The following is an 18,763-nucleotide window of genomic DNA, read 5'->3' on the forward strand; positions in this document are numbered from 1 at the left end:
GACACGCACCACCGCTGTGGTCCCACCGAGAGACACGGTCCTGTCGGAGCGTAAAAGACACGCGACAAGGTGTCGGTGCTCCGGTCATTGGGTCACTGTTGGTGTAGCGATAGGTGTAGATCTTGGTGTCAGGATTGGCCTGGACGATGTCGGTGGAGGACGATGGGTATCCCCGTATCCCCACATTTGAACCAATTCGCTCTCTGAAGCGCCGAGCCACGGCTCCATGAAAGACCGCTGATAGGACGCGCATGCAGAGATCAATAGCGCGGCCGCAAGAACGCTGACGCGGGTAAGAGACTTCATGTCGACCCAACTCCCTATCCATTTCGACTCATCCTCGCTCAGATGTGGGTCTTGGGCAATCGGGTACCAATGTCCAAGTGCAGACTGGAGGAGCAGGCCGGGTACTTCGGAAAGACTCCGGAAGAACACTTAGGGCCGCCTCGCGGCAGCCCTAAGTGCTTGACCAAATTGGCGCCCCACGGGGATTCGAACCCCGGTCGCCACCGTGAAAGAGTGGCTTCGAAGGAGGCCAACCAGAGTCCGTTTCGGCTGAACGCTGGCCAGCAAACCCGGAAATCAGGAATCCCCGGGATGTCCTCAAACCTCTCCGACCTTCCCAATTCGCCTCAGAGGGTAATCCGTTGATTCCCAAGGCCCGATGTTGGTCTTGTCTTCAACTTATGCTGGAAATCTCACATAAGTTGACCTTTTGGAGCAACTTATGTCGAAACGCCCAATGGACGTCGGTGGACGGCTACGTGGTGGGCCCACCAGGACTCGAACCTGGAACCAAAGGATTATGAGTCCTCTGCTCTAACCATTGAGCTATAGGCCCGCTGCGGCGCCATTGTAGCGGGGGGTGGGGCTGGAAACGAAGAACCCGCCTTGCGGCGGGTTCTTTGCTTTGCTCGGTTTGCCCGGCTGGAATCAGTCGATATCCAGGAAGCTGCGCAGCTGCTCGGAGCGGCTGGGGTGGCGGAGCTTGCGCAAGGCCTTGGCTTCTATCTGGCGGATGCGCTCGCGGGTGACGTCGAACTGCTTGCCTACTTCTTCCAGGGTGTGATCGGTGTTCATGTCGATGCCGAAGCGCATGCGCAGCACCTTGGCTTCCCGCGGGGTGAGGCCGGCCAGCACATCGCGGACGGTTTCCTGCAGGTTGATGTTGGTGGTGTTGTCGATCGGGGACTCCACGTTGGTGTCCTCGATGAAGTCGCCCAGATGGGAATCCTCGTCGTCGCCGATCGGGGTTTCCATGGAGATCGGCTCCTTGGCGATCTTCATGACCTTGCGGATCTTGTCCTCGGGCATGTCCATTTCCTTGGCCAGCTCCTCCGGGGTGGCCTCGCGGCCGTACTGCTGGAGCATCTGGCGGGAAATGCGGTTCAACTTGTTGATCGTCTCGATCATGTGCACCGGGATGCGGATGGTGCGCGCCTGGTCGGCGATCGAGCGGGTGATCGCCTGGCGGATCCACCAGGTGGCGTAGGTCGAGAACTTGTAGCCGCGGCGGTATTCGAACTTGTCCACGGCCTTCATCAGGCCGATGTTGCCTTCCTGTATGAGGTCGAGGAACTGCAGGCCGCGGTTGGTGTACTTCTTGGCGATGGAGATCACCAGGCGCAGGTTGGCCTCGACCATCTCCTTCTTGGCCTTGCGCGCCTTGGCTTCGCCATAGGCCATGGCGCGGCTGATTTCCTTGATCTCGGCCAGCGGCAGATGCATCGCCTGTTCGACCGCGATGGTGGCTTCCTGCTCGGCGATGATCTGATCCTTGACCTCGCGCAGGCCGGAGGACCACTTCTGCTTGCGCTTGAGGACTTCGTCGACCCAGCCCAGGTTGGTCTGGTTGCCTTCCCAGGCACGCAGGAAGTCCTTGCGCGGCATCTTGGCGATGTTGGCCGACAGGTGCATCACGCGGCGCTCGTGGTCCTTGATCTCGTTGACCACGTCGCGCAGCTTGCGGACCAGGGTGTCGGTCAGGGCCAGCGGCAGCTTGAGGGTGACGAAGACCTCGGCCATCTCGGTGCGGATCTTGGTGACGGCCTTGTTGTCCGGGCCGTTCTTGGCGTGCGCCTTCTTGAACTTGGCGTAGCCGTCGGCCAGCGCCTGCATGCGGCGGGCGACTTCTTCCGGATCCGGACCGGTGGGGCCGGTCTCTTCGGCCGCGTCGTCGCCGCTGTCGTCGTCCCCGTCTTCGGTTTCGGCGTCGCCGTCGGACGCTTCCGCGGCCTCGGGCACCTCTTCCGCCGGTTCCTCGACGTCGTTGAAGCCGACCACGACTTCGGCCAGGCGCTTCTTGCCGGTCTTGTGCAGTTCGTACTCTTCCAGCAGCAGTTCGATCGACCACGGGAAGTTGCCGAGCGAGGCCTGGACCTGGCCCAGGCCTTCCTCGATGCGCTTGGCGATGGCGATTTCGCCTTCGCGGGTCAGCAGCTCGACGGTGCCCATCTCGCGCATGTACATGCGCACCGGGTCGGTGGTGCGGCCACCTTCGGTGTCGAGCGAGGTCAGCGCGGCCGCGGCTTCCTCGGCCGCGGTCTCGTCGACTTCGCGACCGCCGGTATTGCCGTCGGACAGCAGCAGGGTTTCGGCATCGGGGGCGACTTCATGGACGTCGATGCCCATGCCGTTGATCATGCCGATGATGTCTTCGATCTGTTCCGGGTCGACCAGGTCGTCCGGCAGGTGATCGTTGACTTCGGCATAGGTCAGGTAGCCCTGCTCAAGACCCTTGCTGATCAGCAGCTTGATTTCAGATTGTTGGGCAGGACGTTCGTTGGCCATGGAGGTTGCGCCACCGGCAAGAATGGAGGAAGGAACCTAGTATTATACCAGCCCGGACTACCCCTCGTCCCTGAAAACCACGATGGGGACGCTGTGTCCGCCTCCCTTAACGTCAGGGGCGGAGCAGGAAGGTCACGGGCCCGTCATTGACCAGGCTGACGACCATATGGGCACCGAAACGCCCGGTTTCCACCCCTTGAGCATGTTTTTGCCGGCAGATTTCGACCAGCCGGTTGAATCCCCGTTCAGCCTCGTCGGGCGGCGCGGCGGTGGTGAAGCTGGGGCGCATCCCGGAACGGGTGTCTGCAGCCAGGGTGAACTGGCTGACCAGCAGCAGGCCGCCGCCGGTATCGACCAGGGAGCGGTTCATCTTTCCGGCGGCGTCGGCGAACACCCGATAGCCCAACAGGCGCTCGGCCATGCGCTGGAACTGCGGCTCCGCATCGCCCGGCTCGACCGCCACCAGCGCCAGCAGGCCGCCGCCGATGGCGCCGATGGTCTCGTCGTCCACGGTCACCGACGCCCGGGTGACCCGCTGTATCAAGGCAAGCATGTGGCCATGCTCGCGGCGCGGGCGGTCACGGTCAACCGCTAGACTGATGGCGATGAAGCCGCAGACCACCGCCCACCTCCTCTACAACGCGATCGCCTTGTTCATGCGCCTGCCCTGGCCGCTGCTGCGGTGGCTGGGGGATCGGCTGGCGTGGCTGTGGCAGCGCACCGACGCCCGCGAGTGCCGGGTCGCCCGGCGCAATCTGGCGCTGGCCTTCCCCGGCCTGGACGACCGCGAGCGCGAGGCGCTGCACCGGGACATCCTGCGCGCCACCACCCGCCAGCTGATGGAAACCCTGCGCTTCTGGACGCAGCCACACGCGCGGAACCTGGCCTGCCTGCGCGAACTGCACGGCGCCGAGCTGTACGACCAGGCCCGCGCCGCCGGCCGCAGCGTCATCATCGCCGCGCCCCACTACGGCAACTGGGAACTGCTGAACCAGTGGCTGGCCTCGCGCGGGCCCTACGCGTTCGTGTACCGGGTGCCGGAATCGCCGATGGGCGACGCCTTCCTGCTGCGCGCGCGCGGCGCGGCCAACATCACCCAGGTCCGTGCCGAGGGCCCGGCGGTGCGCCAGTTGTGGAAGCAATTGAAGGACGGCGGCGTGGTGGCGATCCTGCCGGATCAGCAGCCCAAGGCCGGCGACGGCGAGTTCGCGCCGTTCTTCGGCGTGCAGGCGCTGACCATGACGCTGTTGTCGCGGCTGGCCGAGCGCACCGGCGCGGTGGTGCTGTTCGCGTGGTGCGAGCGGATCGGCTCCGGTCCGGACTTCGCCCTGCACATCGAACCGGCCGAACCGGCCATCGCCGATCCGGATCCGGTGGTCGCGGTCGCCGCGCTCAATGCCGGCGTGGAGCGGATCGCGCGTCGCGATCCGGCCCAGTACCAGTGGACCTACAAACGCTATACCCTGCGGCCACCGGGCAGCGGCGAGGACAATCCTTACCTCTGAGCCCGCAGGACGATTCAACGCGACAAGGGGAAGACATGCGTGCAATGGGTTTGTGGCTGGCGCTGTGGGCGTCGCCCGTGCTGGCGGCGGGCGACGATCTGGCCGAAATCAACGCGGTCAGCCGCGCGTGGGATCGCTACGCGCAGCTGGTGAACGCGAACAAGCCGGAGAGCGCGGATCTGCTGGCGGCCTCCAGCTTCACCCATTTCACTTTCCTGCGCGACGCCGCGCTGTACGCCTCGGCCGAACAGCTGCGGCGCCTGCCCTCCGACGATCGCGTCAAGATCTATCTGCTGCGCGCCACCCAGGACGAGGCCGCGCTGAAGAAGCTGGACGGCGTCGCGGTGGCGCGTCTGTTCGCCAGCAAGGGCTGGATCTCGGTGCGCAGCGACGAAGATGAGGCGCCCATTTCGCTGACCCATGTGACGGTGTCCGGCGATCACGCGGTGTCCGAGCTGGGCCCGCCGACCGAGAGCAACTTCCAGTTCGGTCCGGATTTCGTACGCGAGAAGGACGGCTGGAAGTATCGGCTGGAATCCTCGGCGCTGGCGGCGTCGGCGGCCTTCGATCAGTCCGCCACCAGCGCTGGCGTCAACAACACCCAGATGACCGAGTTCGTGCTCGGCCGTATCCTGCAGGCCGAGCCGCCGCGGCTGGCGGTACTGGATCGCGCGCCGGTGGACGATGCCGCCGCGCGCATCCGCCTCAACGAACAGTGGCCGGATTACGACACGGTGTTCCGCTTCCGGGTGGAGGCGCTGGAGCGCAAGGCCGAGGCCGACGACGGCCTGGCCCAGCTGGCGCTGGGTTCGATGATGCTGGACGAGAATCCGCAATACGTGCAGCACGATCCGAAGAAAGCGCTGGAGTGGCTGGAACGCGCCAGCAACAACGGCAACGCGCGCGCGGCGATGTATACCGCGGGCCTGCTGATGCAGGACCCTTCGCAGTTCGGCGATGCCCTCTACCGGCGCGTGCTGCCGCACCTGCAACGCGCGGCCAACGCCTCCAACGGCATGGCGATGGTGGAGTTGTCTCACTTCTACGCCGAGGGATTGGCCGGCCTGCCACAGGACTGCCGGCAGGCGGCCGACTGGCAGGCGCGCGCGGAAGAAGCGGGCGTGGAGCATGCGCGCAACGAACAGGTGTGGACACTGGCGACCTGCCCGGTGCCCGGACAGCGCGATCCCGCACGCGCGCTGGAATTGGCGCAGTTCATGATCGAACGCAAGGACAAGCTGTCGTCGGGCGAACTGGACACCGTCGCCGCGGCCTTCGCCGCCAACGGCAAGTTCGAACAGGCGGTGGCCTACCAGACCGAAGCCGTGGCCAAGGCGCCGGAAGAGTACACCGATCGCAAGGCGCTGGCCGCCACCGTCAAACGCATGAAGGGGCGACTGGCCGACTACCGCAAGGGCCGCGACTACGTGCTCGACTACAGCATGTACGAACAGGCGAAAGCGGAGAGCCGCTGATGAGCGAACTTCCCGTCGAAACGCCCGGCACGGCGCCGACCATGACGCAGGACGGCACGCACGGCTGGCAGCCGGTGCCGTCGCGCGGCGCGTGGCTGGCCGCGCTGGGCGGTGTGATGCTGGGCATTCCGCTGGCGGTGGGCACCGCCTTCATCAGCCAGGCGTCCGGCTGGATGTCGCCGTGGCTGATCGCGCCGGCCGCCCTGTTGATCGGCGCGGTGCTGGGCGCATGGGTGAGCGTGCGCCGGCATCTGCGCACGCGCTGGAAGCTGGATGATTCCGGCTTCGCGGTGCGGCGCGGCAACTGGTGGCAGAGCGAAACCCACGTGCCGATTTCACGCGTGCAGCACCTGGACCTGAAGCGCGGACCGCTGGAACGCGGCCTGGGCCTGGCGACCCTGGTGGTGCACACCGCCGGCACCCGCCAGGCCACGGTCAGCGTGCAGGCGCTGGACGCCGCCGACGCCGAACGCCTGCGCGATCGACTGGCCCGGCAGCTCGACGTCGACGACGCGCTGTGAGCGTTTCCGAACCACCTCCCCTTCCCTCCGCCGATGATCTGCCGATGGCGGTGGAACAGCGGCTGCATCCGTGGTCGTGGCTGTTCGTGCTGGTGCAGCAGCTCAAGCAGTTCATCCTGCCGCTGATCGCGCTGGCGGTGTTCGGCGGACGCGGCGATCCGGACAACCTGTGGGCGAACCTGGGGCCGGTGATCGCGGTCGGCGTGCTGGTGGTGCTGTCGGTGGTCCAGTACTTCACCTATCGCTACCGGATCGGCCGCGACGGCCTGACCATCCGCAGCGGCTGGCTGCACCGCAGCCTGCGCGAGATCCCGTTCGCGCGCATCCACAACGTGGGCATCCATCAGTCATTGCTGCATCGCCTGTTCCAGGTGGCGGAAGTGCGGCTGGAGTCGGCCGGCGGACAGAAGCCCGAAGCGGAAATGCGGGTGCTGAGCCTGTCGGCGGCCAACGCGCTGGAGAATCTGATCCGGCATCGCGGCCAGGCCGCGCCGGCAGCGTCGGGCGATATCCCGGTGATGCCCGCTTCGAACACGTTGCTGGCGCTGCCGCCGGCGGAAGTGATCCGGCTGGGGTTGGCGTCCAATCGCGGCATGGTCGTGGTCGCGGCGGCGTTTGGTCTGGCCTGGCAGGTCCTGCCCGACAAGATGATGGCGCGGCTGGTGCAGCGCTATTCGCGCGAAGCGTTCGGCTATGCGAGCCATCTGGAATGGACCTGGCAGAGCGGCCTGCTCGCCGCGCTGGCGATCCTTGCGCTGGTGCTTGCGCTGACCCGCCTGTTGTCGGTGCTGCTGGCGCTGGTGCAGTTCCACGGCTTCCGCCTGAGCGAGGCCGATCGCCGGCTGACCGTCGAGCGCGGCCTGCTGACCCGGTTGCGCAACAGCGTGTCGCGCCGGCGCATCCAGGCCTGGACGCTGCGCGAAGGCGTGGTCCAGCGCTGGTTGAAGCGGCGCAGCCTGCATATCGACACCGCGGTGGCCAGCCGCGTCGATCACGACGACGGCCGCGCCCTGAAGGTGCTGGCGCCCATCGCCACGCCGGAGGCCTGCGATGCCCTCGTCCGCCACCTGCTGCCGCATTCGGCATGGCCACCCTCGCAGTGGCAACCGATGCCGGCGCAGGCGGCATGGCGGCTCTGGCTGCCGGGATTGATTCTCGTCCCGCTGCTGGCGGTCGCGCTCTGGTTTCCGTTCGGCGCATGGGCCTGTCTGGCGCTGTTGCTCTGGCCGCTGACCGGCTGGGCCGCATGGCAGAACGCGCGCCGTTCCGGCTATGCGGCCGGCGAGGAACTGATCGCGGTGCGTGGCGGCTGGTGGTGGCGCTGGTGGCGGTTCGCCGAGATCGACAAGTTGCAGGCGCTGCGGCTGAGCCGCACGCCGGTGGATCGCTGGCTGGGCACCGCCACGCTGTGGCTGGATACCGCCGGGGATCGTGGCCTGAGTCCGCCGCTGCGGCTGCGCTTCCTGCACGAGGCGGAGGCGCAGGCCATCTACCTGCGCCTGGCCGACGCCCTCGCCCGCCGCCGACTGCGCTGGTGAGCGCTCAGCGCGCGGCGGGTCCCCAGTAACCGAGATCCCTGCGGATCTGCAGCCCGCGCAGCAGGCTGCCGAACGGCTTGCGCGCCAACGGACCCAGCTCGCCACGCAGCAGACGCTCGGTCGCGATCATCACCCGCTTTGAGGAATGGCCGTCGTGGTAGGGATGGATCGCGGTGGCGTAGTCGGCCAGCGCGGTGCGCAGCGCGTCGTCCGGCGCGAACGCGCGTGCCAGCATGTCCGGCAGACGTGCCGGAGTGTCGAAGTCGATCATGTGCGGCTTGGGCGCGCGGTTGCGGAAGGTCACCACCGGTTTGCGCTGGACCACGAATTCGCTGACCACCGAGGTGGTGTCGGCGACCAGCACGTCGGCCGCGCGTTCGGCGCTGATCAGATCCTCGGTCTCGACGAATACGGCATTCGCGCCGGCCAGCGCGCGATAGCGCGCGAACAGTTCCGGCGCGCACTTGGGGTGCAGGGTCAGCAGCCAGAAGCGTTCACCGGTCGCCACCTGCGCGGCGATGGCGTCGTACAGGTGCGGTGCCGCGCTCAGGCGTTCGGTGAAGGTCGAGGCGAACATCACCATCGGCCGTCCGCCGGCCTGCGTGCGCCATTGCCGCGACAAGGCGTCTTCCGGCCCGAACAGCGGATCCAGCTTGGGCCAGCCGGTCTCGACCACCTTGAAGTGACCGGCCTCACGGGCCAGCGCCTCGAATGGCGCGGTGGTCGCCGGCCCCTGCGTGCAATACAGGTCGAACATGCCGCGCACCCGGAAATGGCCGCGCGCGGCATCGCGCTTCTCCACGTTGAAACCATGGAACAGCTGCACCTTGGCGCCGGACACGAACGTGGGCACCCAGTTGGCGGCGCTGAACACCGCGCGCGGACGCAGGGCGACGGCCTCGCGCGCGGTGTCGCTCATCCGCACCGGCGCGGGCAGGCGCGCACCCGCCGCACCGTCGACGAACCAGGCGTGCACGCCATGCCCCGCGGCTTGCAGCGCATCGGCCAGCGGCTGCAAGATGGGCAGCGCATAGCGTTCCGTCGCAAACAACAGGTAATCCGCCATCAACGCCTCCTCGAGCCACCGGGTCCCGATTTCGGCCTGCATTATCGCGTTTAACGAAGCGGACCGCATCGGCGACTGCCTGGCCTCGCTGGCGTTCTGCGACGAGATCGTGGTGGTGGATTCGTATTCCGGCGACGCCACCGTGGCGATCGCGCAGGCGGCCGGCGCGCGGGTGCTGCAGCGGGCCTTTGACGGCTTCCGCAGCCAGAAGCAGTTCGCGATCGAACAGGCCAGCCACGACTGGGTGCTGTGCCTGGACGCGGACGAGCGCGTCGACGACACCCTGCGCGGCGCCATCGAATCGGCGCGCGCGACGGGCTTCGAGGGCGCGGCCGGTTACCGTTTCGCCCGCCTGTCGGATTACTTCGGCCGCTTCCTGCGCCACGGCAATGCCTATCCGGACCGGGTGCTGCGCCTGTTCGACCGCCGTCGCGGCGGCTGGCGCGGCAAGCGCGAGGTGCACGAAGCCGCCAGCGTGGACGGCGCGGTGAAGACCCTGCGCGGGGACTTGATCCATTATCCCTATCGCTCGCTCGAACAGCAGTTGCTCAAGACCCAGCGCTACGCGCGGATGATGGCCGAGCACGATTTCGCGCGCGGCAAGCGCGCCACCCTGGCCAAACTGGTGCTGTCGCCGGCCTGGCGCTTCTGGCGCGGCTACCTGCTGCGCGGCGGCTTCCTCGACGGCTGGCACGGCCTGGTCTACGCCTATGTGCGCGCCAACTACGTGCGCCAGAAGACCATCATGCTGTGGCTGCTGCAGACCGGGCAGCCGGTGGTCACGCCCGCGTCCCCCGATCCCTCGAACAAGGCCTGACCATGTGCGGCATCGCTGGCGCCTGGTCGCCCCAACCGCGCACGGGCGCGGACGAACTCCACGCACTCGGACGACGCATGGGCGAGGCCATCGCCCACCGTGGCCCGGACGACAGCGGCACCTGGGTGGACGCGGAGGTGGGCGTGGTGCTTTCACACCGGCGCCTGTCGATCCTGGATCTGAGCCCGGAAGGCCACCAGCCTATGGTCTCGGCCGATGGCCGCTGGGTGATCGCGTTCAATGGCGAGATTTACAACCACGCGGCCCTGCGCGCGGAACTGGAAGCGCTGGGACACCATTTCCGCGGGCATTCCGACACCGAAGTGTTGCTGGCGGGCATCGCCCAGTGGGGCGTGCAGGCGGCGCTGGAGCGCGGCAACGGCATGCTCGCGCTGGCGGCCTGGGATCGCCGGGAACGGACCCTGTGGCTGGCGCGCGACCGGGTGGGCAAGAAGCCGCTCTACTACGGCTGGGCGGGCGACGGCACGCTGGTGTTCGGCAGCGAACTGTCGGCACTGCGGACGTATCCGGAGCTGCGCACGGACGTGAACCCCGATGCGCTCGCGCTGCTGTTGCGGCTGGACTACATTCCCGCGCCGTACGCGATCCTGCTTGGCGTGCACAAACTGCCGGCGGGCACTCTGCTGCGCCTGGACCCGGCCGCGCTGGCGGCGGGCGACGCCGGCCACGATCCGGTGCGCGCTCCGCTGCACTGGTGGAATGCGCGCCAACGCCAGGAAGCCGCCATCGCGCGAGGCTTCGACGGCGACGAGGACGCCGCGCTGGACGCGCTGGACGCCCTGCTCCGCGACGCGGTCGGCCTGCGCATGGAAGCGGACGTGCCGCTGGGCGCGTTCCTGTCCGGCGGTACCGATTCCTCGCTGGTGACCGCCCTGATGCAGGCGCAGTCGACGCGGCCGGTGCGCAGCTTCTCGATCGGTTTCGACAATACCGACCATGACGAGAGCGCGTACGCCACCGCGGTGGCGCGGCATCTGGGCACCGCTCACACCGAACTGCACGCCGACGGCCGCGCCGCGCTGGATCTGGTGCCGGACATGGCGCGGATGTTCGACGAACCTTTCGCCGATTCCTCGCAACTGCCGACCGCGTTGCTGTGCCGGCTGGCTCGCCAACACGTCACGGTGGCGCTGTCGGGCGACGGCGGCGACGAACTGTTCTTCGGCTACAGCCGCTACCTGCGCGCCTTGCGCAACGACGTCCGGCTGGCGCGCCTGCCCCGGCGCCTGCTGGCCCGCCTGGCCGGCAATCCCGGCGAGCGTTCGCGGCTGGGTGGACTGGCCGCGGCGCGCGCGGAGCTGGCCACCGGCGACCTGCAGGGTGTCGCCCTGCAGCGGGTCAGCCGTTGGCGGCGGCCGGAATCGGTCGTGCGCGGCGCCCGCCGCGCGATCACCGCCTACGACGATCCGGCCGCGCTGCCGACCAACGGCGGCCCCGCGGATCGGCTGATGGCGCTGGATTTCGCCTGCTACCTGCCCGAGGACATCCTGACCAAGGTCGACCGCGCCAGCATGGCGGTGGCGCTGGAGGCCCGCGCGCCGTTACTGGATTGGCGGGTGGTCGAGTTCGCCTGGTCACTGCCGCAGGCGATGAAATACCGCGACGGCCAGCTCAAGCACCTGCCCAAGCGCCTGCTGGAACGCTACCTGCCCGCCTCGCTGGTACATCGGCCGAAGTCGGGTTTCGGCGCGCCGGTCGGCGATTGGCTGCGCGGTCCGCTGCGCGACTGGGCCGAGGCGCAACTGGACGAGCGGCGCCTGCGCGAGGAGGGACATTTCGATCCGGCACCGATCCGCGCGATCTGGCGCGAATTCCAGGCCGGCCAGCGCAAATGGCACACGCACCTGTGGGGCGTGCTGATGTTCCAGGCGTGGCGCGAACGACTGCAGGCATGAACCGGGCGGTGCGCACCCGCACCCTTCCCCGGCACCGGGCCAGCCGTGACAATATGCGCCTGCCCGGCGCGTCACCGCGTGGCCGCCGGTGGCGTTCCTCCTTCCTCGAGAGTGGTTCATGCAGCGCATTCTGATCACCGGCGGCGCCGGCTTCCTGGGTTCCCACCTGTGCGATCGGCTGATCCGGGACGGACACGATGTCCTGTGCGCGGACAACTTCTTCACCGGCAGCAAGCGCAACGTCGCCCACCTGCTCAACCATCCCTACTTCGAACTGATGCGGCATGACGTGACCTTCCCGCTGTACGTGGAAGTGGACCGCATCTTCAACCTCGCCTGCCCGGCCTCGCCGATCCACTACCAGCACGATCCGGTGCAGACCACCAAGACCAGCGTGCATGGCGCGATCAACATGCTGGGCCTGGCCAAGCGCCTGGATGCGCGCATCCTGCAGGCGTCCACCAGCGAGGTGTACGGCGATCCGGAAGTGCATCCGCAGCAGGAAGGTTACTGGGGCCGGGTCAATCCGATTGGCCTGCGCAGCTGCTACGACGAGGGCAAGCGCTGCGCCGAGACCCTGTTCTTCGACTATCACCGCCAGCACGGGCTGGACATCAAGGTCGTGCGCATCTTCAACACCTACGGCCCGCGCATGCATCCCAACGATGGCCGGGTGGTCAGCAACTTCATCGTGCAGGCGCTGCGCGGCGAGGACATCACCATCTATGGCGACGGCAGCCAGACCCGCAGCTTCTGCTACGTGGACGATCTGATCGAGGTGATGGTGAGGATGATGGAGACCGAACGCGGCTTCACCGGTCCGGTCAACATCGGCAACCCCGGCGAGTTCACCATGCTGGAACTGGCCGAGAAGGCGCTCAGTCTGGTCGGCGGAAGCTCGCGCCTGGTGTTCCAGCCGCTGCCCTCCGACGATCCGAAGCAGCGCCAGCCGGACATCGCGCTCGCGCGCGAGAAGCTGGGCTGGGAGCCGAAGGTGGGCCTGGAGGATGGCCTGAAGGAAACCATCGCCTATTTCCGCAAGCTGCTGGCCGAGGGCCAGGCATGACCCGCTTCGCGGTCATCATCACCAACTACAACTACGCCCGTTTCGTGATCGAGGCGGTCGACGGCGTGCTGGCACAGAGCCGGCGCGCGGCGCAGATCCTGGTGGTGGACGACGGATCCACCGACGGTTCGCAGGAACTGCTGACCGGACACTACGGCAACCATCCGGGCGTGCGCCTGCTGTTCGGCGGGAACGGCGGCCAGCTGGCGGCTTTCCAGCGCGGCGTGGCCGCCGTGGATGCCGACGTGGACGTGGTCTGCTTCCTCGACGCCGACGATCGCTGGCAACCGGATTATCTGGAAAAGATCGGCGCCATCTACGACCAGCGCAAGGATGTCGGCTTCGTGCTTTCGGACATCGAGCTATTCGGCAACGAGGAGGGCCGCATCGGTTTCGCCAAGAAGGCACTCGACCTCGGCTACACCGCCATCAGCACGTACGCGCTGACCTACTGGTACGGCGCGCCGACCTCGGCGCTGTCGCTGCGGCTGCGCTATGCGCGCCTGTGCATGGATCTGCCGCCGCAGGTGAGCGCGACCTGGCGGATTTCAGCCGACAATTGCCTGGTGTTCGGCGCCAGCATCTTCGGCGCGCGCAAGTACTTCCTGCCGACCGGCCAGGTGGGCTATCGCATCCACGGCAACAATGGCTGGTGGGCGCAGCAGAACCGGACCACCACGTTCCTGGGCCTGTTGCAGTCGCGCGGCCTGATCGCGCACTACGCGCGTGCGGCGGGCATGGATGATTCCTGCCTGGAGCTGGCGAAGCTGGAATACCGGACCAAGCCGGATCCCGACTGGGCCGAGGCGCGCCGTTACATCGGTCTGTGCTGGCGCGCGCGTTTGCCATGGTGGAAGCGCCTGGAACGCATCCTGAGCATCGTCCGCAGCCGCAAGCGCTCGGACTAGGCGACACCCGGCCGGGATGGATTCATCGCCTCGTTCACGCCATGCAAACAATCCGCGCAATGTGGTTTTGTTCCGTGACGTAGCTTGGCTTACGCTTGGCGGATTGGCCTCGCCGCTGCCGGACGCCGTGTTTGACCTCCCGAAGTTCTCCCTCTTCTCCCGCACCTGACATGCCACCGGTGCAACCGCGCCGTCCTTCCCTGTCGCACGCACCCGCAGCGGAGACGACCGCCGAGGCGTCTTTGCCCGCGCATGACATGACGGAGGAGCGGCCCGCATCCGTCGCGACGCCGGCAAGATCTGCCGGCGTCGCAACCGGCGCCGGCTGGCGCAACCTGCTGTGCACGGGATTGATGGCGCTGATCGCGGGCATGTGCCTGCTGCCGGCCGGCGCATCGTTCAATCCCGGCAAGCCCTACCAGTACCTGCTGGTGCTGACGTTGTACCTGCCGGCGCTGATCCTGGGCTTCGCGCGGTTCGAACGCTGGCGCGAACTGGCGCGGCGACCGCTGATGCCCTGGCTGATGGTGCTGTTCGCCTGGTCCACGCTGAGCCTGGCCTGGACCAATGCGGCGCGGCCGCTGGACGAGATCCTGCGCACCCTGAGCGTGTTGGTGTTCCTGTTCGCCTGGATGCATGGCGTCGGCGAGGATCCGCGCCGGCAGCGTTGGCTGTTGGTGGGTGGCGCCGGCGTGCTGGCGGCGACCGCCATGGCGGCGATGATCCGGTTCGCGGTGCAGCCGCCACCGGACGGCCGGGTGACCGGGTTCGGCGTGATGGCCAATGCCAACCTGATCGCCGCGGCGATGGGCGCCGGCTTCCTGTGGCTGTGGCCGTGGCGCTTCCCGACACCGGGACGACGCCTGTTGAAGCGGCTGGCCATGGCCATGCTGATCGCCTGCCTGGTGCTGGCCGATTCCCGCAGCGCGTGGGCCGCATTGTTCGCCGCGGTGTTCGTGCTGCTCGCCATCCGCGCGAAGGAGCATGCCTGGCAGCGGCTGCTCGGTCTCGGCGTGGTGGGGCTGGGCGTGGCGGCCGCGGCCTATCCGGAACTGAGTGAGCGCGGCTGGTCGTTCCGTCCGCAGATCATGCATCACGCCTGGGCCCTGTTCGAGCAGCACCCCTGGCTGGGCATGGGCCAGGGCGCGCGTTTCACCATTCCGGTCCAGGGCGGCATGGGCATGGATCAGGTTCATACCCACAACCTGTTCACCCAGATCGCCGTCGAACTCGGCCTGCCGGGCCTGTTGCTGTGGGTGGGCATCTGGCTGGCGCTGGGCTGGCGCGCCTGGCGGCACCGCGACGAGGTGATTGGACGGATCGTGCTGGGCCTGTGGGTGTTCGCCAGCGTGATGGTCCAGTTTGATCTGCCGCACCTGATTGACAGCCCACGCCCGGGTTGGCTGATCATCTGGCTGCCGCTGGCCCTCAGTCTGACCTTGCCGGCCGCCCCCACCGACCGACCGCGCATTCGATGAAGATTTCCCTCGCGATCCTCACTTACAACTGGCCCGAAGCCCTGGAACGGGTGCTGGAAAGCGTCGCGACCCAGCGCCGGATGCCGGACGAAATACTGATTGCCGATGACGGTTCGCGCCCCGATACGGCCGAAGTGGTGGCGCGCTGGCAGCAGGCACTGCCGGTTCCCGTCCGCCATCTGTGGCAGGAAGACCGCGGTTTCCGCGCGGCACGTTGCCGCAACCGCGCCATCGCCGCCAGCCGCGGCGACTACGTGATCCTGCTCGACGGCGACATGATCCTGCACCCGGAGTTCATCGGCGATCACGAAGCGCTGGCCGAGCCCGGGTTCTTTCTGCAAGGCGGCCGGCTCAAGGCCACCGTCGCCGAAAGCAAACGCCTGCTGGCCGGTGGCCGGCCGGTGTTCGCCCCCTGGGCGAAGGCCGATTTCACCGAATTCGACGGCACGCGCCGCTTGTATGCGTTCCGCCAACCCGGGCTGGCGCGCTGGAAGGCGCGCTCACGCAACGGCGGCCGGGTGATGAGCTGCAACATGAGCTTCTGGCGCGCGGATCTGCTGAAGGTCAACGGCTTCGACGAGCGCATGGAAGGCTACGGCGCCGAGGATCGCGAGCTGGCGGCGCGCCTGGAAAACACCGGCCTGCGCCGACGCGCGCTGAAGTGGGCCGCGCTGGCGGTGCACCTGTGGCACAACTCGCGCGCGCCGCCGGATGTGGACGACATGAGCCTGCCCAACAACCGCCTGTTCCAGGCCACCCGCACGCAGAAGGTCACCCGCTGCGAACGCGGCATCGACGGACACGCCGAGTTGATGCAGGATCCCGCGGTCCCCTGACCGGCCCAACACGGCACCCGCATCGTCGATGAAGCTGCTCTACACCAATTTCCACAGCGGCAGCGGCGGCGGCCACACCACCTATATCCGCGAACTGGCGCGCGCGCTCGGACCGCGGCACGAGGTCCACGTCGCCGCGCCCGCCGGTAGCCGCCTGCTGGCCGAAGCCGCGGCGCTGCCCGGCGTGCGCACGCTCGCGCAACCCTTTCCCAATGGCCTGCGCCGGTTGCGCGAGCGCACACAGGCCATCCGCCAGTTGCGCGACCATCTGCGCGCGCACCGGTTCGACATCGTGCACGTCAACGGCTCGGCCGATCATCGCATCGTCATCGCCGCGCTGCGTGGCGTCTCGCCGCGACCGCGCGTGGTCCTGACCAAGCACAACACCAAGCCGATGGGCGGCCTGCAGCATGTCTGGCGCGCCCGCTTCCACACCGACAAGGCGATCGCGGTGTGCGAGTACGTGCGCCGCCAGTTGGACGCCACGCCGTATCGGGTCTGTCACCCGCAGACCGTCTACAACGGCGTGGATACCCTGCATTTCGCACCGTGGCCCGCGGCGGAGGCGCGGGCACAGCGGGAACGCTTCGCGCCGGACACCGGGTCGCTCCTGCTCGGCAGCAGCGCCGGCACCGCGGAGTACAAGGGTTGGACCGATCTGGTCGCCGCGCTGGGCCTGTTGCCCACCGACGAACGCCGTCGCGTGCACGTGGTGATCGCGGGCCAGCCCCCTTCCGGACGCCAACTCGCGATCGTGCGCGATGCTGGACTGGAGGCGCAGTTCCATTTCCCCGGACTGCTGGAAGACGTGCGCCCGATCATCGCCGCGCTCGACGCCGGCTTCGTGCTGTCGCACGACATCGAGACGATCTCCTTCGCCTGCCGCGAGATGATGGCGATGGGCAAGCCGGTGATGGTGACCGACTACGCCGGCCTGCCGGAAAACCTGCATGCCGGGGAGGATGGCTGGGTGGTGCCGGTGCATGGCCACGAGGCGATGGCGGGCGTCCTGCGCGGAATGCTCCGGCACCGCGAAGCGCTGGCCGGGATGGGGACCGCCGCGCACGCGCATGCGGTCGCCGAATTCGGCATCGAACGATTCGCCGGCGCCACCGAGGCGATCTACCAGGCCATGCTGGCGAAACCCTGATCGCCCGCGACGGTCAGCGGCAGCCCGCGACCGCCGCTTCGTCCACCAGCCACCAACTGCGCCGGTTGGCCGCGCCCAATGAGCGCGCACGCGCGCGATCGACACAGGCCGGCAGGGTGGCGTCCTGCGCCATCAGCACGCGCCCGGCCGGCGCTTCGTGCAACCACGCCAGGCCGCGCTGCCATTGCTGTTCCACCGGCGCGCGGAATCCGAATTCGGTGACCTCGCCCTGCGCCTGCAGCAGCTGCTGCTCCTTCCAGTCGACCAGGCCGATGACCGTGTTCCGACCGGCGCGGGTGCGCGCTTCGGCCATGACGTCGCGCGCCGAATTCTCGCCGTCCAGCAGCGGGGCCAGCACCATGCCGTATCCCACCCACAGCACCAGCACGGTCACCAGGGTCAGCGCCACGGCGCGCGTACGCCGCAACCACAGCGCGGCGGCGGCGATCAGTCCTCCCATGATCGCCAGCGCCAGCCACAGCCGATCCGCATGCGGATCGCCGACCAGGCCGCGTTCGGCTTCCAGTTTCAGTTCAAAACGCGGATCGCCGGCCAACGCCATGCCACCGGCCACCAGCAGCAAACCGCCCAGCACGACCGCGAACGCCAGCAATGCGGCGCGCACGCCGCGGCGCTCGCCCAGCGCGGGCAGGAAGGGCGCGGCGGCCCACGCCAACGCCGGCAACGCGGGCAGGATGTACATGTCGCGCTTGCCGGGGCTGGCGCTGAAGAACAGCAACACCAGCAGCATCCACGCCAGCGGCCACCACACCCGCGCGTCGCGCTGGCGCCAGGCTTCGCGCCACGGCTTGATCAGCCACGGAATGAAGATCGAGAACGGCAGCCAGAACAACGCGATGACTTCCAGGAAGTACCACGGCGGCGCCTGGTGGTGCCACGCGGCGACGTAGCGGGTCGCGGTCTGCCGGAACAGGATTTCGTTGAGGTAGGCACGGTGCTCGGGATCGCCGCTGGTCAGCGCGGTGACCACCATCGGCACGAACCACAGCGCGATCGCCAGCAGGAAACTGGCCGCGCCCAACCACCAGCGCCCCGCGCCCTTCGGCGCCGGTTCGCTCAAGCCCCGCCAGCCGCGCCAGCGCATCAGCGCGTATGGAATCAGCGCCAGCAACGGCAGGAAGCCCACGCCCTTGCTGATCACCCCCAGGCCGGCGGAGAAACAGCCCAGCCAGTACCAGCGCCAGTTCGACCCGAACAACAGGTGCCGGCCGAGGCCGTACATGCCCAGCGTGATGAAGAACACCACGGTCGGATCGATCTGCGCGCGCTTGCCCTGGTAGACGAACTGCATCGCGCACAACACCGCGCCGGCCGCCCACAGCGCGGCCTGGCGGTTCCAGGCGCGGCGCGTGAAGTCGTAGGTCAGCGCCAGCGTGCCCAGCGCCGCCAGCAGCGAGGGAATCAGGAAGGCGACATTCCAGTTGCGCACGACCGCGTAGGTGGACGCGATCATCCAGAAATACAGCGGCGGCTTGTCCGGATAGAGTTCCTGGCCGCGGTGCGGGAACAGCCACTGACCGGACTCCCACATCTGCTTCGCCACCAGCACGAAGCGCGGCTCGTCGGCCGGCCACGGCGCGCGCAGGCCCAGCCCCGCGCCGATCACCACCAGCGCGAACAGCAGGAACCACCAGAACGCAGTCTTGTCGTCGGTCTTGATCATGGCGCGCGATGAT

General features: G+C 68.0%; 15 protein-coding genes and 1 tRNA gene. 11 read left to right on the forward strand and 5 right to left on the reverse strand.

Features of this window, described 5'->3' with window-relative positions:
- Positions 1 to 765: 765 nt before the first annotated feature.
- The 3 genes from AC3DEZ_RS14270 to dtd all read right to left on the reverse strand — a co-directional run bounded on the left by AC3DEZ_RS14270 (position 766) and on the right by dtd (position 3,343).
- Positions 766 to 841 (reverse strand) — tRNA-Ile (locus AC3DEZ_RS14270).
- 92 nt (positions 842 to 933) lie between these two features.
- Entirely contained in the window at positions 934 to 2,790 is a 1,857-nt protein-coding gene (rpoD, locus tag AC3DEZ_RS14275; RefSeq protein WP_488388810.1) for an RNA polymerase sigma factor RpoD, read from the reverse strand.
- 112 nt (positions 2,791 to 2,902) lie between these two features.
- Positions 2,903 to 3,343: a D-aminoacyl-tRNA deacylase gene (gene dtd, locus AC3DEZ_RS14280; protein WP_488388811.1), complete on the reverse strand. Its 441-nt coding sequence runs from the start codon at positions 3,341 to 3,343 to the stop codon at positions 2,903 to 2,905.
- A gap of 52 nt (positions 3,344 to 3,395) precedes the next feature.
- On the opposite strand from dtd, the gene AC3DEZ_RS14285 reads away from it, so the two are divergent.
- The 4 genes from AC3DEZ_RS14285 to AC3DEZ_RS14300 are packed head-to-tail and all read left to right on the forward strand — an operon-like array spanning position 3,396 to position 7,829.
- Entirely contained in the window at positions 3,396 to 4,295 is a 900-nt protein-coding gene (locus tag AC3DEZ_RS14285; protein ID WP_488388856.1) for a lauroyl acyltransferase, read from the forward strand.
- A 35-nt stretch (positions 4,296 to 4,330) separates the two neighbouring features.
- Entirely contained in the window at positions 4,331 to 5,770 is a 1,440-nt protein-coding gene (locus tag AC3DEZ_RS14290; RefSeq protein WP_488388812.1) for a tetratricopeptide repeat protein, read from the forward strand.
- Positions 5,770 to 6,291 (forward strand): PH domain-containing protein, encoded by a 522-nt coding sequence (locus tag AC3DEZ_RS14295; protein WP_488388813.1) that lies wholly within the window; start codon positions 5,770 to 5,772, stop codon positions 6,289 to 6,291. Before AC3DEZ_RS14290 ends, AC3DEZ_RS14295 begins: the two co-directional genes overlap by 1 nt.
- A 44-nt stretch (positions 6,292 to 6,335) precedes the next feature.
- Positions 6,336 to 7,829: a PH domain-containing protein gene (locus tag AC3DEZ_RS14300; RefSeq protein ID WP_488388857.1), complete on the forward strand. Its 1,494-nt coding sequence runs from the start codon at positions 6,336 to 6,338 to the stop codon at positions 7,827 to 7,829.
- A 4-nt stretch (positions 7,830 to 7,833) separates the two neighbouring features.
- On the opposite strand, the gene AC3DEZ_RS14305 is transcribed toward AC3DEZ_RS14300, so the two are convergent.
- Entirely contained in the window at positions 7,834 to 8,898 is a 1,065-nt protein-coding gene (locus AC3DEZ_RS14305) for a CDP-glycerol glycerophosphotransferase family protein (protein WP_488388858.1), read from the reverse strand.
- Here AC3DEZ_RS14305 and AC3DEZ_RS14310 point away from each other — a divergent pair.
- The 7 genes from AC3DEZ_RS14310 to AC3DEZ_RS14340 all read left to right on the forward strand — a co-directional run bounded on the left by AC3DEZ_RS14310 (position 8,894) and on the right by AC3DEZ_RS14340 (position 17,066).
- Entirely contained in the window at positions 8,894 to 9,712 is an 819-nt protein-coding gene (locus AC3DEZ_RS14310; RefSeq protein WP_488388859.1) for a glycosyltransferase family 2 protein, read from the forward strand. The genes AC3DEZ_RS14305 and AC3DEZ_RS14310 overlap by 5 nt on opposite strands.
- A 2-nt stretch (positions 9,713 to 9,714) precedes the next feature.
- Positions 9,715 to 11,628: an asparagine synthase (glutamine-hydrolyzing) gene (asnB, locus tag AC3DEZ_RS14315; RefSeq protein WP_488388814.1), complete on the forward strand. Its 1,914-nt coding sequence runs from the start codon at positions 9,715 to 9,717 to the stop codon at positions 11,626 to 11,628.
- Positions 11,629 to 11,746: 118 nt separating this feature from the next.
- Entirely contained in the window at positions 11,747 to 12,694 is a 948-nt protein-coding gene (locus AC3DEZ_RS14320; protein ID WP_488388815.1) for a UDP-glucuronic acid decarboxylase family protein, read from the forward strand.
- Positions 12,691 to 13,602 (forward strand): glycosyltransferase family 2 protein, encoded by a 912-nt coding sequence (locus tag AC3DEZ_RS14325; protein WP_488388816.1) that lies wholly within the window; start codon positions 12,691 to 12,693, stop codon positions 13,600 to 13,602. Before AC3DEZ_RS14320 ends, AC3DEZ_RS14325 begins: the two co-directional genes overlap by 4 nt.
- Before the next feature lie 257 nt (positions 13,603 to 13,859).
- Positions 13,860 to 15,080, forward strand: coding sequence for an O-antigen ligase family protein (locus tag AC3DEZ_RS14330; protein WP_488388817.1), 1,221 nt, complete (start codon positions 13,860 to 13,862; stop codon positions 15,078 to 15,080).
- Positions 15,077 to 15,916 carry a glycosyltransferase family 2 protein gene (locus AC3DEZ_RS14335; RefSeq protein ID WP_488388818.1) on the forward strand — a complete coding sequence of 280 codons (840 nt, stop codon included), beginning with the start codon at positions 15,077 to 15,079 and terminating at the stop codon, positions 15,914 to 15,916. The genes AC3DEZ_RS14330 and AC3DEZ_RS14335 overlap by 4 nt, the downstream gene beginning before the upstream one ends.
- Positions 15,917 to 15,944: 28 nt before the next feature.
- A complete protein-coding gene (locus AC3DEZ_RS14340) occupies positions 15,945 to 17,066 on the forward strand; it encodes a glycosyltransferase family 4 protein (RefSeq protein WP_488388819.1) in 1,122 nt (373 codons plus the stop codon).
- A gap of 13 nt (positions 17,067 to 17,079) precedes the next feature.
- On the opposite strand, the gene AC3DEZ_RS14345 is transcribed toward AC3DEZ_RS14340, so the two are convergent.
- Positions 17,080 to 18,750, reverse strand: a complete 1,671-nt coding sequence (locus AC3DEZ_RS14345) for an ArnT family glycosyltransferase (RefSeq protein ID WP_488388820.1) — start codon at positions 18,748 to 18,750, stop codon at positions 17,080 to 17,082.
- Positions 18,751 to 18,763 lie beyond the last annotated feature (13 nt).

The organism is Pseudoxanthomonas sp. 134C1 (assembly GCF_057773065.1).

Excerpts from the sequence above, each read along its gene's own strand:
- AC3DEZ_RS14295 (WP_488388813.1), top strand. The coding sequence starts at position 5,770 with ATGAGCGAACTTCCCGTCGAAACGCCCGGCACGGCGCCGACCATGACG.
- AC3DEZ_RS14320 (WP_488388815.1), top strand. The coding sequence starts at position 11,747 with ATGCAGCGCATTCTGATCACCGGCGGCGCCGGCTTCCTGGGTTCCCAC.
- AC3DEZ_RS14345 (WP_488388820.1), bottom strand. The coding sequence starts at position 18,750 with ATGATCAAGACCGACGACAAGACTGCGTTCTGGTGGTTCCTGCTGTTC.
- AC3DEZ_RS14340 (WP_488388819.1), top strand. The coding sequence starts at position 15,945 with ATGAAGCTGCTCTACACCAATTTCCACAGCGGCAGCGGCGGCGGCCAC.
- AC3DEZ_RS14290 (WP_488388812.1), top strand. The coding sequence starts at position 4,331 with ATGCGTGCAATGGGTTTGTGGCTGGCGCTGTGGGCGTCGCCCGTGCTG.
- AC3DEZ_RS14335 (WP_488388818.1), top strand. The coding sequence starts at position 15,077 with ATGAAGATTTCCCTCGCGATCCTCACTTACAACTGGCCCGAAGCCCTG.
- AC3DEZ_RS14285 (WP_488388856.1), top strand. The coding sequence starts at position 3,396 with ATGAAGCCGCAGACCACCGCCCACCTCCTCTACAACGCGATCGCCTTG.
- asnB (WP_488388814.1), top strand. The coding sequence starts at position 9,715 with ATGTGCGGCATCGCTGGCGCCTGGTCGCCCCAACCGCGCACGGGCGCG.
- dtd (WP_488388811.1), bottom strand. The coding sequence starts at position 3,343 with ATGCTTGCCTTGATACAGCGGGTCACCCGGGCGTCGGTGACCGTGGAC.
- AC3DEZ_RS14300 (WP_488388857.1), top strand. The coding sequence starts at position 6,336 with ATGGCGGTGGAACAGCGGCTGCATCCGTGGTCGTGGCTGTTCGTGCTG.
- AC3DEZ_RS14325 (WP_488388816.1), top strand. The coding sequence starts at position 12,691 with ATGACCCGCTTCGCGGTCATCATCACCAACTACAACTACGCCCGTTTC.
- AC3DEZ_RS14330 (WP_488388817.1), top strand. The coding sequence starts at position 13,860 with ATGACGGAGGAGCGGCCCGCATCCGTCGCGACGCCGGCAAGATCTGCC.
- rpoD (WP_488388810.1), bottom strand. The coding sequence starts at position 2,790 with ATGGCCAACGAACGTCCTGCCCAACAATCTGAAATCAAGCTGCTGATC.